The sequence below is a fragment of the Bradyrhizobium sp. genome (assembly GCF_035935975.1).
Lineage (GTDB): Bacteria > Pseudomonadota > Alphaproteobacteria > Rhizobiales > Xanthobacteraceae > Bradyrhizobium.
This window is the reverse complement of record NZ_DASYWN010000013.1, coordinates 368389-381698: the sequence shown is the minus strand read 5'-3', so window position 1 is coordinate 381698 and position 13310 is coordinate 368389. Positions and strand designations below refer to the sequence as shown.

At 65.7% G+C, this 13310-nt stretch carries 14 protein-coding genes; 5 read left to right on the top strand and 9 right to left on the bottom strand.

Annotated features, from left to right (window positions below; translation table 11 throughout):
* Positions 1-158: 158 nt before the first annotated feature.
* The 9 genes from VGR99_RS07560 to VGR99_RS07520 form a co-directional block, all read right to left on the bottom strand.
* Positions 159-800 carry a hypothetical protein gene (locus VGR99_RS07560; protein ID WP_414645097.1) on the bottom strand — a complete coding sequence of 214 codons (642 nt, stop codon included), beginning with the start codon at positions 798-800 and terminating at the stop codon, positions 159-161.
* 130 nt (positions 801-930) lie between these two features.
* Entirely contained in the window at positions 931-1557 is a 627-nt protein-coding gene (locus VGR99_RS07555) for a hypothetical protein (protein WP_326897697.1), read from the bottom strand.
* Positions 1558-1614: 57 nt separating this feature from the next.
* Positions 1615-2454: a shikimate dehydrogenase gene (locus VGR99_RS07550; RefSeq protein WP_326897696.1), complete on the bottom strand. Its 840-nt coding sequence runs from the start codon at positions 2452-2454 to the stop codon at positions 1615-1617.
* Positions 2455-2508: 54 nt separating this feature from the next.
* On the bottom strand, positions 2509-3153 hold the full coding sequence (locus VGR99_RS07545; protein ID WP_326897695.1) for a YoaK family protein: 645 nt from the start codon (positions 3151-3153) through the stop codon (positions 2509-2511).
* A gap of 64 nt (positions 3154-3217) precedes the next feature.
* On the bottom strand, positions 3218-4957 hold the full coding sequence (locus tag VGR99_RS07540) for a SulP family inorganic anion transporter (protein ID WP_326897694.1): 1740 nt from the start codon (positions 4955-4957) through the stop codon (positions 3218-3220).
* A 98-nt stretch (positions 4958-5055) separates the two neighbouring features.
* Positions 5056-5328 (bottom strand): helix-turn-helix transcriptional regulator, encoded by a 273-nt coding sequence (locus VGR99_RS07535; RefSeq protein ID WP_326897693.1) that lies wholly within the window; start codon positions 5326-5328, stop codon positions 5056-5058.
* A 476-nt stretch (positions 5329-5804) separates the two neighbouring features.
* The gene (locus VGR99_RS07530) at positions 5805-7853 is read right to left on the bottom strand and encodes an elongation factor G (protein ID WP_326897692.1); all 2049 of its coding nucleotides are present in this window, start codon (positions 7851-7853) and stop codon (positions 5805-5807) included.
* A gap of 193 nt (positions 7854-8046) precedes the next feature.
* Entirely contained in the window at positions 8047-8529 is a 483-nt protein-coding gene (locus VGR99_RS07525; protein ID WP_326897691.1) for a DUF992 domain-containing protein, read from the bottom strand.
* A gap of 158 nt (positions 8530-8687) precedes the next feature.
* Positions 8688-9890, bottom strand: coding sequence for a pyridoxal phosphate-dependent aminotransferase (locus tag VGR99_RS07520; RefSeq protein WP_326897690.1), 1203 nt, complete (start codon positions 9888-9890; stop codon positions 8688-8690).
* Between the two features lie 596 nt (positions 9891-10486).
* Between VGR99_RS07520 and VGR99_RS07515 the strand changes: the two genes are divergently transcribed.
* The 5 genes from VGR99_RS07515 to VGR99_RS07495 all read left to right on the top strand — a co-directional run bounded on the left by VGR99_RS07515 (position 10487) and on the right by VGR99_RS07495 (position 13155).
* Entirely contained in the window at positions 10487-11137 is a 651-nt protein-coding gene (locus VGR99_RS07515) for a glutathione S-transferase family protein (RefSeq protein WP_326897689.1), read from the top strand.
* A gap of 155 nt (positions 11138-11292) precedes the next feature.
* Entirely contained in the window at positions 11293-11469 is a 177-nt protein-coding gene (locus VGR99_RS07510) for a hypothetical protein (RefSeq protein WP_326897688.1), read from the top strand.
* 73 nt (positions 11470-11542) lie between these two features.
* A complete protein-coding gene (locus tag VGR99_RS07505) occupies positions 11543-11701 on the top strand; it encodes a hypothetical protein (protein WP_326897687.1) in 159 nt (52 codons plus the stop codon).
* A gap of 120 nt (positions 11702-11821) precedes the next feature.
* Positions 11822-12628, top strand: coding sequence for a PAS-domain containing protein (locus VGR99_RS07500; protein WP_326897686.1), 807 nt, complete (start codon positions 11822-11824; stop codon positions 12626-12628).
* A 71-nt stretch (positions 12629-12699) separates the two neighbouring features.
* On the top strand, positions 12700-13155 hold the full coding sequence (locus VGR99_RS07495) for a GNAT family N-acetyltransferase (protein WP_326897685.1): 456 nt from the start codon (positions 12700-12702) through the stop codon (positions 13153-13155).
* Positions 13156-13310: the final 155 nt, after the last annotated feature.

Sequence of the window (13310 nt, the reverse complement as noted above, 5' to 3'; positions counted from 1 at the left end):
GCACGCCTCACGGCAGCCGGAAAGGCCCACAACGCCGCTCTCATCGCCTGCGCGCGAAAGCTCCTGATCTATGCCAATACCGTCCTGCAACGAGGCACGCCGTGGACCGAAAAACTCCTCGGCGTTTAATGGTTGCTACGGGTTGAGCGCTCAATCGCTCACATCGGCGGCGTAATTCCGTCCCGGCCGACATTCACCCGGTTCGCTTCCAGCGAGCCGTCCTCCTTCTTCGCCGCGCCGAAGATGATCAGCTTGGCGCCCGGCTTCACTTCCGACTTGTCGCTGGCGATGAAGGTGACGATCGGGGTCTCCGGCGGCACCACGACTTTCTTCTCGCCGTCCTTGTACTTCACCGTGATGTTCTGGCCGTCGGTGCCCTTCACCGTCTGCGCCACGGTGGCGTTGGTCATGGTGGAGTTGGCGCGGGCGTCCCAGGGGCGGAAGCCTTCGGCGGCGCCGCGCTGGTTTTCGGGGAAGATGTGGACGGCAATGGCTTTCTGGGTGCCGTCGGGCTCGGGCATGGCGGTGACGCCGATATAGGAGCCTTCCTTGATCTCCGACAGCTGCGTCTTCACCACGGCGAAGACCGCGACGTTGTCGGTCATCTTCACCTTCACGTCGCTGCCCTCGCGGGTCTTGATGCCGAGCGTGTCGCCGTCAACGCTCTCGATGGTGCCGCGGATGCGGACCGTCGGCGCCTGCTGCGCGGAGACGGATGACGTCACGATGCAGGTCATGAAAGCTGCCACGACGGCGCGTGGCATCCAGTTGTTCAGCTTCGACATGTTCAGTTTCGACATGGCCTTGTCCCTCCAGGGCGTTGCGGTGGTCAGACACGGCAACCCCGCCTGACCACCGCTATTCCCTCAAATCTTTGAGCATGATCTTTTCGGAAAACCGCTGCACACTTTTCCGGATCATGCCCCTCGATCACATCGGCGGGGTCAAACCGTCCCGGCCGACACTGACCCGGTTGGTCTCGAACGAGCCGTCCGGCAGTTGCTTCATGAAAGCGATGACCTTGGCGCCGGCCTTGAGCTCGGACTTGTCGCCGGGCACGAAGGTCACGACAGGGGTGCTGTCGGGGACGAACACCTTCTTCTCGCCGTCCTTGTATTTCACCAGCAGCGTGTGGCCGTCATTGCCGACCACGCTCTCGGACACCGTGGCGTTGGTCATGCTGGAGTTCGGCTTGAGGTCGTAGGGCCGCGAGCCCTCGCCGGTGCCGCGCATGCTTTCCGGGAATACGTGGACCTCGACGGCGTTGTTGCCGCCATCCGGACCCGGCACCGTGGTGGCGCCCACGAAGGAGCCGACCTTGATGTCGGCGAGTGAAATTTTGGTAACGCCCGACACGCTGACGTCAGGGGCGATGCGCAGCTTGACGTCCTCGCCGCTGCGCGACTTGACCTGCATGGCGTCGCCATTGACGCTCTCGATCGTGCCGCGCACGCGCGTAGGCACCGGCGCCTTTTGTGCGAGCGCCGCGAAGGTGGACGCGCCCACCAGAACGACGGCGATGATCGGGCGTGTGAAAGTTGCACGTTGAATAGTCATAGACGGTCTCCGATTGTCCCCACGAAGGGAGAACGCCGGAGATCGCACACTATTCTCTCAAGTCTTTGTGAGATCGGCCTCGACCAGCGCGCGCAGCTCGGCCGTGACTTGCGGCCTCTGGCCGAACCACAGCTCGAAGCCGCGCACCGCCTGGTGCAGGAGCATGCCGAGCCCGTCGGCGGTCTTCAGGCCGCGCGCCTTTGCAGCCGCAAGCAGCGGCGTCACCAGCGGGACGTAGACGAGATCGGCGACGACGGCGGCCTCGGGCAGGCGCGCGACGTCGACATCGAGCGCCGGCTGGCCGTGCATGCCGAGCGATGTCGTGTTCACGAGAAGTTTTGCGCGCGGCAACACGTCCGCGATCGCGTCCCACGTAACAGGATGCACGTTCGATCCGAACTGTCTTGCAACAGTCTCGGCCCGCGCGATGGTGCGATTGGCGAGATGGATGCGCTTGACCCCGCGTTCGAGCAGGCCGAACACGACCGCGCGCGAGGAACCGCCGGCCCCCAGCACCAGCGCTTCGTCCGCCTTGTCCCAGCCGGACGCGCTGGCGTCGAGATTGCCGATGAAGCCCTCGACGTCGGTGTTGGTCGAGCGCAGTTCGCCGTTCGCGAACCACAGCGTGTTGGCAGCGCCGACCGCCTTGGCGCGCGCGTCGGGTGTCGACAGCGCCAGCACGGCTTCCTTGTGCGGGATGGTAACGTTGGCGCCGACGAAGCCGCGCAGCGACAGCCGCAGCACGAAGTCGCGCAGATCGTCCGGCGGCACCGCCTCGATGACATAGCCGCCCTCGATCCCGAGCGTGCGCAGCCAGTAATGATGGATCAGCGGCGAGCGCGAATGCGCGGCCGGCCATCCGATCAAGCAGGCGGCGGGCGACTTGGGCGCGGTCATCTTGTCCTCTGGCGTCACGTTGGAGGCGATCCATTTCGCGTCCCGCAGGCTCTGTCAAGCGCGCGAGCGTCGCATCGCCATGGCCACGATCGCAGCCAGCACCAGCGCCGCGCCCGCGGCGAACCAGATCGCGGCAAGGTTGATCCTGATATAGGCGAGCGCGCCGGCCGCCGAGCCAGCGACGAGCGCCGCCCACAAGAACAGGTTCGGCGCCCAGCCCCAGCGCGGCCCGCCGGTGAGGCTCACCGCGAGGAACTGGCCGACCTTGATCAGCGCGCCCGTGACATAGGTGAGGCCGAGCCCGGCGCCGCCGTCGATCTGGAACACGGCATTCTCCAGGCCCATCGCAAGCACGATGCCCGCGATCGCAAGGTTCGGCAGGCCGTAGGCATGGCACAGTCCGGCGCCGGCCAGAAGCAGGGCTTCGATCAGCAGCAGCCACGGCTGCCGCTCGACACCGCCGCCGAGCACGACGAGGCTGCCGATCGCCGCGCCCGCCACGAACAGCGCGATCAGGCCGAGCGCGCCGGCCGCCTGCCACCACTGGGTTTCGGCAAGGCTGACGCCGAGGCGGGTGGAGTTGCCGCTCATGAAGGAGACGAACAGGCCGCCGAGATGCAGGAAGCCGATGCCGTCGACATAGCCCGCGAGCATGCTGAGCGCGCAGGCCAGCGCGATATTGCGCCCCGAATTGAGCATTGCGATCCACCACCGCCGTGACGCGGCAGTGTCGATCAAATCAATCGGCTTGAGAAGTGCGGGGCTAGCTTGCGGCAGTTGCGGCTGAGCGGCCCTTGATGTCGGCGACCGCGCGCTCGATGGTCTCGCGATAACGCGCGTTCGGCTTGGTGACGCCATGGGTCAGGAGCGCCCTGCGAACCGCGGGCGAGGCGCCGGTGATGTACAGCGGGATGCCCTGACGGTGCGCCTTGGCGGCGACGCGGCCGAGCACGTTCGCCGCCGTCGAATCCAGGAACGGCACCGCGGCGAAATCGACCACAAAACCCTTGCGGTGCTCGGCGACGCCGTCGAGCACGTTTCCGATCGCGGAGGCCGCGCCGAAGAAGAACGCGCCGGTGATGCGATAGACCAGCACGTCGCGGTCGACCGCGAGCGTCGGATCGTAAGGCACGCGCTCGCCATTGCCGTCGTCGGGACGGTCGGCCGCCACCAGCGGCGAGCGCTCCTCGATGCCGGTCATCTCCGCCATGCGATGGATGAACAGCACCGCGCCGAGCGCGAAGCCGACCAGGATGCCTTCGGTCAGATCGCGGAAGATCGTGAGCAGGAAGGTTGCGAGCAGCACGACGGCGTCGCCCCAGGAGGAGCGCAGCAGCGTTGCGAATTCGTGCTTCTCGGCCATGGTCCAGGACACCACGACGAGCACTGAGGCGAGCGCAGCCAGCGGGATGTAGCTCGCCAGCGGCGCCGCGATCAGCATGAACAACAGCAGGAACACCGCATGCAGCATGCCCGCGAGCGGGCCGCGCCCGCCGGCGCGGATGTTGGTCGCGGTGCGCGCGATCAGGCCGGTGACGCAGATGCCGCCGAACAGCGCCGAGCCGATATTGGCCGCGCCCTGCGCCACCAGCTCGCAATTGGAGCGGTGACGCCGGCCGGTCATGCCGTCGGCCACCACGGCCGACAGCAGCGATTCGATCGCGGCCAGCAGCGCGAACGAGATCGCATCGGGCAGCACCGCTTTCGCCTTTGCGAGCGAGAACGCCGGCAGCGCGGGTGACGGCAATTCGCGCGGGATGCCGCCGAAGCGCGAGCCGATGGTTTCCACCGGCAGCGCGAACACCGCGCACACGACCGCCGCGAACACGACGGCGATCAGGATGCCGGGCCAGGACGGCCGCCAGATCCTTAAGCCGGCGATGGTGGCGATGCTGACGAGTGCCACGGCAACCGCCGACGGATTGATCGTGTGCAGGCCGCCGGCGAGCGCGACGAGCTTCGGCACGAACTCGCTCGGCTCCTTGCCCGCCAGCGTGATCCCCGAGAGATCGCGCAACTGGCTCGCAAAGATGATCACGGCGATGCCGGCGGTGAAGCCGACCGTGACGGGGTAGGGAATGAACTTGATATAAGTGCCGATGCGCAAAAGGCCCGCGGCGATCAGGATCACGCCCGCCATCATGGTGGCAAGGATGACGCCGTCGACGCCGTGCCGCTCCGCGGTCACCGCGACCAGCACGATGAAGGCGCCTGCGGGCCCGCCGATCTGGAACCGGCTGCCCCCGAGCAGCGATACGATGAAGCCGCCGACGACGGCGGTGTAGAGCCCGCGGTCCGGCGTCACGCCCGAGGCGATCGCGATCGCCATCGACAGCGGCAGCGCGACGATCGCGACCGTGAGGCCCGCGAAGACGTCGGCACGGAAATCCGATAGCCCATAACCTTCGCGCCAGATGGTGACGAGCTTTGGCAGAAACAGTTCGGCAAAGGTCGGCTGACGCAAGTGACGCAGCCCGCCTGCCCGCTCGCTGGTGATGCTCATGCTCCGCAGCCCCACAATGCTCCACTGCATCGTGCGGCCGCGATCTCGGACGCGACGGTGCGGTTAGCTGATCCTGATCCCGGACACGACCAACACGATCATGCCCCGACGCTGCGCGGCGGCCCCGGCTCCTTCAGGCGAACGCCCCGCCCGCCGCTGTCGCTGCGGGCCTGCTCACCGATCAGCTCGACGCCGGCCCGATCGAACGCCTCGACCACCTTGATCAAGGTCTCGACCACGCCGCGCACATTGCCGGTGGAGGCCTCCATCCGCTGGATGGTCGGCAGCGACACGCCGGCGAGCTCGGCCAGGGTTTTCTGGTCGATGCCGAGCAGCGCGCGGGCCGCCCGCATCTGGAACGACGTGATCACCTTGGCCTCACGTATCAGAGCTTATAAGTGATATCTGGTACATATACAATGATGTAAAATACATCATCTGAGAGCAAGCGCAAGAGCCTCCTCCGTCATTGCGGCTCTGTGTTCCGTCATCCTGAGGTGCGAGCCATGGGACGCAACGCGTCTCATGGGGAGCTTCGAGGGATGGGCGGCCCACGCTGCAGCCGGGCCGTCGCCCTTCGAGGCTTGCTCTGCCGCGCGTTGCGCCGCAGAGCGAGCACCTCAGGGCGACGGCGATGGAGCACTCCTTCGACATCGTCATTGCGAGGAGCGCAGCGACAAAGCAATCCAGGCTGCCTCTGCAGAGACAGTCTGGATTGCTTCGCTACGCTCGCAATGACGCGCGGAGAGAGCGCGGCGAAAATTAAACGCCACATGCGTCGAGAAAGCCCCTCCCCCATGAAGAACGGGAGAGAGGGAGCGACTACGCCCTTACCGCGCGAGCCCGATCACGCCGCGTGCTCATGCGCGGCGATGATCTGGTCGGCGGCGCGTCCCGTGACTTCGGCCATGTGGTCGAAGGTGCGGGTGAAGCTGCCGGCGCCGGCCGTGGCCGAGCGCAGCTCGACGATCAGCTCGCCGATCTCCGCTTCCGGCATCATGGCGCGGACGCAGTCCCATCCGCTCCAGCCGTCGCGCGTGTCGAAGCCGAGGATCTGGCCTCGCCGCGCCGACAGGATCGCGTTGATCTTGGCGGTGGCGTCGGTCGGGCAGACGATCTCGACCACGTGGATCGGCTCCAGCAACACCGGCTGGCATTGCGGCAGGCCTTCGTTCAATCCGATCCGCGCCGCCGTGCGGAAGGCGAGATCGGAGGAATCGACGCTGTGGTAGGAGCCGTCGGTCAGCGTCACCTGCACGTCGGTGACGGGGAAACCGAGCGGGCCCCGCGTCAATCCGTCGACGACGCCTTCTTCCACCGCCGGAATGTAGTTGCGCGGCACCGCGCCGCCAACCACCTTCTCGGTGAACTTGAAGCCGTCGCCTCGCGGCAGCGGCTTGATGTCGAGCACGACATCGCCGAACTGGCCGTGGCCGCCGGACTGTTTCTTGTGACGGCCGCGCTGGGTGATCGGCTTGCGGATGGTCTCCTGATAGCCGATTGCGGGCGGATGCGAGGAGATCTTGACGCCGAAGCGGTCGCGCAAGCGCTCGACCTCGACGCGCAGATGCATTTCGCCCTGCCCCCACAGCACGGTGTCGTGGGTCTGGGGGTTCTGCACGACGACGAGCGAGGGATCCTCCTCGTGCAGCCGGGCCAGCGCCTGGCCGAGCTTCACATCGTCCTTGCGGTCGGTGGACGCGATCGAGATCGCGAGCACCGGCGGCGTCGGCTCCGCGGCCGTGAGCGCAGCCGGCGGGGTCTTGCCGTTCGAGACCGCATCACCGGTCTTGATCGGGTCGAGCTTGGCGAGCGCCACCGTGTCGCCCGCGTCCGCCGCGTTACGCTTGGTGTCGTAAGCGCCGTTGACGGCGAGGATGCCGGAGATGCGGCTGGCGCCGCCGGAGGAGGATTGCAGCGTCGCGCCGTCATCGAGATGGCCGGTGAGCATCCGCGTCAGCGACAGCTTTCCGCCGTGCTGGGAATGCAGCGTCTTGAAGACATAGCCGAGCGCGTCCTTGCTGTCGGGAACGCCGAGACGTTTTGCGGTCTCCGCGACACCGGGCGCCTCGTGACGCAGCGCCTTCATCAAACGCAGCACACCGTTCTCGCGCGCGGCGGCGCCCAGCAGCACGGGGCAGATGAGTCCCTCGCGCAGTTCACGCGCGAGATCGTCGAACACGGCATCGCGCGGCGGCTGGATGTCCTCGAGCAGTTGCTCCATCAGCGCATCGTCGTGATCGGCGAGCTTCTCCAGCATCGAGAAGCGGGCCTCCTTCTCGCGATCGAGATTGCCGCCTTCGAGTGCGACCACCTCGGAGGCCTTGTGCTCGCGATAGATGAACGCGCGCTCCAGGGCGAGATCGACGAACCCTTCGATCAAATCGCCCTTCCAGATCGGAATCTGGCGCAGCACCAGCGGCACGCGCGAGGCCGGCTGCAGCATCTCGAGCGTCTCGCGGATGCGCTGGCTGGCGCGGTCGATCTTGTTGAGGAACACGAAGCGCGGGATCTTCAGCTCCTCCAGCTCGCGCAGGATGATCTGAAGCTGCGGCAGCTTCTTCTCGTCGGCTTCGCAGACCACGATGGCGGCGTCGACCGCAGGGAGCGCGGCGCGCATGTCGTGGGCGAATTCAACGGAACCGGGACAATCGAGGAAGGTGTAGCTGTCGCCCATGAAACTCGTGGTGGCGGCAGTGAGGCCGACGGTCATCTTGTGATGACGGGCCTCCGGCGTGGCGTCGCCGACGGAAGTTCCGGCGTCCACGCTGCCAGCGCGCGGGATTGCGCCCGTTCGCGCCAGTATTGCTTCGAGAAGTGTGGTTTTACCGCTTTGGAAAGGGCCCACCAGCGCAATGCACCGTGGACCTCGGGGACTTCTGACGTCTTGTCCCATTCGCCGCCTCCTTGGTGTGGAGCTCGGCCCATGATTGGGTCGGCAAACGCAGATGCTCTGCCCGTCCCCAAGATTTGGCAAGCGTCAAACGTCGCTGCGGTGCGTCGTCAGTTAGACCAAGGCTTTACGACTGGTGTTCCACCTCTCCCCCGCGGGGAGAGGTGAAGAGGCTCGCTCGCGATGACCGAACGTCTCAACGGCCCGGACGGAGTTCCAGGCTTTCGAGACCGGCGGCTACGTTGAGGCCGACCTGGCCTTGCACGCTGAGCGGCTGGAGCGCGATCGAATTGTTGGAGCCGCCGACGAGCACGTTGCCGCCAAGGCCGACGCCGACCGAGGCGCTGCCCTGCGCGCCCGCGTAAGTGCCGGAGAGGTCGCCGGGGCCGAGCCGATCGACCGGCGCGAACACGCCCCAGGCCAGCGTGGTTTCCTGGGTGATGCCGATGTCGAGGCCGACTTTACGGATCGTCGCGACATAGCGGTCTTCGGGCACGCCTTCGGCGCGCAGCACGCAGCCAAGATTGGTCACCGATCCCACGATGAAGCCAACGCTGGCGCCGCCGCGGCATTCGAGCACGCCGACGCGGACCATCCGCTGCTGCTGCGCGTCGCTGTTTGCGACAGAGGCAACGAGGCCGGCGGCGATGAGCCCGGCGAAGATGAACGAACGGCGCATGAATGTCTCCGGCGATGAATGTGAAGCGAGCAGAGAGGGCGCGCTGCAAGCGGCGCGCGATGGTCTATGCCACAACATTCGCGGGCGTGCCAGATTGCACCCGGCAATAAAAAGGCCCGCCGAAGCGGGCCTTTCCAATTTGCACTGTCGCGACAGGCTTAGCGCAGATTGCCGCAGAAACGCTGGATGCGCTTGCAGGCGTCTTCGAGGTCGGAGGTCTTGGTCGCGTAGGAGATGCGGAAGGCCGGGCCGAGGCCGAAGGCCGAACCCTGCACCACCGCGACACCTTCGGTCTCGAGCAGCTCGGTTACGAAGGTCTCGTCGTTGTCGATCACCTTGCCGGACGGCGCGGTCTTGCCGATCGTGCCGGCGCAGGACGGATAGACGTAGAACGCGCCTTCGGGACGCGGGCACTCGATGCCCTTGGCCTGGTTGAGCATGGAGACGACGAGGTCGCGGCGCTCCTTGAACACCTTGTTGTTGGCGGGGATGAAGTCCTGCGGACCGTTCAGCGCTTCCACCGCCGCCCACTGCGCGATCGACGACGGGTTCGAGGTCGACTGCGACTGGATCGTCGACATCGCCTTGATGAGCTGCGCGGGACCACCGGCGTAGCCGATGCGCCAACCGGTCATGCAATAGGCCTTCGACACGCCGTTCACGGTGAGCGTGCGGTCGTAGAGTTTCGGCTCGACCTGCGCGACGGTGGTGAACTGGAAGTCGTCATAGACGAGGTGCTCGTACATGTCGTCGGTCATCACCCACACATGCGGATGCTTGACCAGAACGTCGGTGAGCGCCTTCAGCTCGGAACGGGTGTAGGCCGCGCCGGTCGGGTTCGACGGCGAGCACAGGATGACCCATTTGGTCTTCGGCGTGATCGCGCGCTCGAGCGCGTCGGGCTGCAGCTTGAAGCCGGTCGCGGCGGTGCAGACCACCGGCACCGGCTCGCCGCCGGCGAGCGCCACCATCTCGGGATAGCTGACCCAGTACGGCGCGGGGATGATCACCTCGTCGCCCGGATTGATGGTCGCCATCAGCGCGTTGTAGAGCACCTGCTTGCCGCCGGTGCCGACGATGATCTGGTTCGGCTTGTAGACGACGCCGTTCTCGCGCTGAAACTTGCCGATGATGGCTTCCTTCAGCTCGGGGATGCCGTCGACCGCGGTGTACTTGGTCTTGCCGGCTTCGATGGCGTGGATCGCGGCCAGCTTGATGTTGGCGGGCGTGTCGAAGTCGGGCTCGCCGGCACCGAGGCCGATGACGTTGCGGCCCGCCGCTTTCAGCGCGCGTGCTTTATCCGTGACCGCGATGGTCGCGGACGGCTTCACACGGTCGAGCGCAGCGGCAAGGAAGGACATCGTCATCTCCTGACAAGCGTCGTGAACCCTTTGGCCTCACGACTCCAATTGTGGGAATGGGGCACCCTAAAACGTGTGCCGCTGCACCGCAAGAAACTTCGGCCCGATCTCGCAAAAGTTTACGGATCTGGAGCGGTTCAAGGCACGTTTTCCCGCAATTTTCCGCAACTTTGCCGCGCAAACCCCTCATATCCGGCAAGGCTTGTCCTCGGAGCAATTTTGGGGGTTGCGTGCCGATGTTTCGCCACCGTCATGGCCGGGCTTGTCCCGGCCATCCACGCCTTGCCACGCGGCACGAAGAACGTGGATGCCAGGGACAAGCCCGGGCATGACGACGTGGAGACATTAACGCCCCAACGCAGATTCCTCCCCATTCACATCAATGCACGGCGCAATACGTCCGCGCGTTGACGCAAGCGTGAACTGAGTTGGATGGTCGCACGGAAATGATCTTCCTCGGCATTGCAGTGCGGTAGGGTTTTCGAGTTTTTCTATGGGTCAGCCCTTGCGGCGGATTCGCATCGGCATCATTGTTTGTTCGCGGCGCGTGGGCAGGATGCGTTGCGCTTCCCCGTCCCAGGTTTAGAACTTCCAGAATGTACAAGCTCTATTCGATGCAACGCTCGGGCAACAGCTACAAGGTCCGCCTTGCGCTGGCGCTATTGAACCTGCCTTACGAAGCGGTCGAGGTGGACATTCTGCGCGGCGAAAGCCGCACGCCGGACTTCCTGTCCAAGAACCCGTCGGGCCAGGTGCCGCTGCTCGAGGTCGGCGACGACCGCTTCCTCGCCGAGTCCAACGCCATCCTCTGGTACGTCGCCGTCGGCACGCCGCTCGCGCCGGAGAACCGGATCGATCGCGCCGAGGCGCTGCAATGGATGTTCTTCGAGCAGCACGCGCTCGAGCCGAACATCGGCGCCGCCTATTTCTGGCTGTCGCTGGTGAAGGGCGGCCGCGACCTGCAGACCCACGCGCTGGAGGACTGGATGGAGCGCGGCTATGGCGCGCTGCAGGTGATGGAGAATCACCTCAAGACCAGTTCCTATTTCGCCGCCCGCCAGCTCACCGTCGCCGACATCGCGCTGTACGGTTACACCCACCTCGCCGACCGCTGTGACTTCGACCTGGAGCCCTTCCCGGCGATCCGGGACTGGCTGAAGCGCGTCGAGGCCGCGCCCGGTTTCGTCTCGATGGACTGGCGGCCGGCCGACATCGACGACCCCGCCAGCATCGCGGCGGGTGCCTGAAAACGGCCCGGCGTTAAGAAATACCGGGCATAACGTTAACCTTTGCCCCAATCCCGCCTTTTTCGGCGCGAAAGCCGCCCAAATATTGCCGGTTGAAATGGTGAAATTATTCGGCGTCGCGGGTGATTCGCTCGCACGTTGAAGGATTTGGACCCATGATTCGGGCGTCCGGCACGGCAGGCTTCAAGGGCCAAACCGATACCGTTTCGTCTTCCCGGCTGACCAATGCGGTCGCGGCCTCGCTCGCCGTCGCCGCGATCTCGCTGTGCCTGATCGTCACCCTGACAGTGCTGTCGACCAAGGCGACCATGGCGATGGGTCTGCCGGTCTGATCCCCGTTTCATCCTGGAGAGCCTTCAAGGTGCCGCGCGGCCCCGCGCCGACCGGCATTGCGACAGGACGTCGATGAAATCGCCTGTGGTCATCGTTGCACTCACCCTCACTGCGGCCATCCTGGTCGCAGCCTCGCTGCTGATCTTCACCGGCATGCGCAAGAGCCCGGGCACATCGACGCAGAATGCGCCCGTGCTGCAACGCCATCTCAGGCCGGTGCATTTGGTCTAAAATCATCCGAAAGCTTTGCACGCCGTCGCAAGCGCCCCTTAAGCGCTCCGCACGAAATCGGATTGCGCGCGCGTGGCGGTAGGTCAGTCTGACCGTCTTACTCGTTCAGGGAGGAACGAGATGCGGTTCGGATGGCGTGCGATCTCCGGTCCGGCACTGACGGTAGCGATCACGCTGCTGGCGATCCTGCTCGATCGCTCCGTTCACATTCCCTCGCCTGCCCCCCTGTTCGTCTGCGTCGTCGCGCTCGCCGGCGCGCTGTCGGGTTTCGCCTCGGCCATGGCCAGCGCGGCGCTCGCGGTTGCCGGCGCGGCGCTGTTCTTCGCCGGCCATCGCGCCGCGCCCTTCCATGCCAGTGCGGATCTGGTTGGCCTGCTCGCGGTGACGGCCTTCGGCACCGCAGGCATCACCGGCCTGATGCGCGAGCGCCTGCTCGCGGCGTTTGCCGCCGAGCGCAAGAACCACGCCATTGCCGCGCGGCTGTCGGCTGCGCTCGACCAAGTCGACATCGGCATCGTGTTGCTCGACGCCGAGACGCGCGCCGAATTCATCAATCGCGCGTTCCGCGACTACTTTGCGTTGCCGGACGAAATGGCCGACGGCAAGCCGCCTTTCATCGCGCTGATGTATCACGGCCGCGACACCGGCGCGTTCGAGCTGCCCGAGGACGAACTCGCCACCTTCATCGCGCAGCGCATGGAGGCCGTACGGATCGGCGATGCCACGCCGATCAACATCGCCTTGCGCACCGGCGAGGTGCTGCGCTTCGTCTGCACCGTGCTGCCCGACGGCGGGCGCATGCTGAGCTACACGCCGGTGACCGACCTCGTGCGCCACACCGACGCGCCGGCCAGCGCCGACTACTACCGCTCGCTGCGCGATCCCACGGGGCGCAAGCTGATCCGGTATCTGCGCGTCGCGGAGTGAGCGACTGCGCGATTGATCGCAGCTCCCATCATCCCGTATGAAGGACACTTCATCGAACGCGGGATTTCCACATGTCGCTCACCATTCGCTCCGTCGCACGGCAGGACTACGATCAATGGCTGCCGCTATGGGACGGCTACAACGCCTTCTACGGCCGTTCGGGCCCGACCGCGCTCGCGCCTGAGATTACCAAGGTGACATGGCAGCGCTTCTTCGATGCCTATGAGCCGGTGCACGGATTGGTCGCCGAGAGCGACGGCAAGCTGCTCGGCATGACGAACTATCTGTTCCATCGCAGCACCACCGCGATCGAGCCGTCCTGCTATCTGCAGGACCTGTTCACGCTCGAGGCCTCGCGCGGCAAGGGCGTCGCATCGGCATTGATCTACGGCGTGTACGAGCGAGCCAAGCTTGCGGGATCTCCGCGGGTCTACTGGCAGACGCACGAGACCAACGTCACCGCGCAGAGCCTGTATGACAAGGTCGCCGAGCGCTCCGGCTTCATCGTCTATCGCAAGATCTTCTGACCCAGCGGCATCGGGCCTGTGGATAACTCGGCCTGTCACCGGCGCGTAACACACCGGGACTAAGTTGCAGTTGCGTCTGATCAGGCCCCCCGTCACCGATCAAACGCCCCAAGCGGTCCCCGTCAGTCGCCGCGTCTGGCAGGGGCCGCACTTTT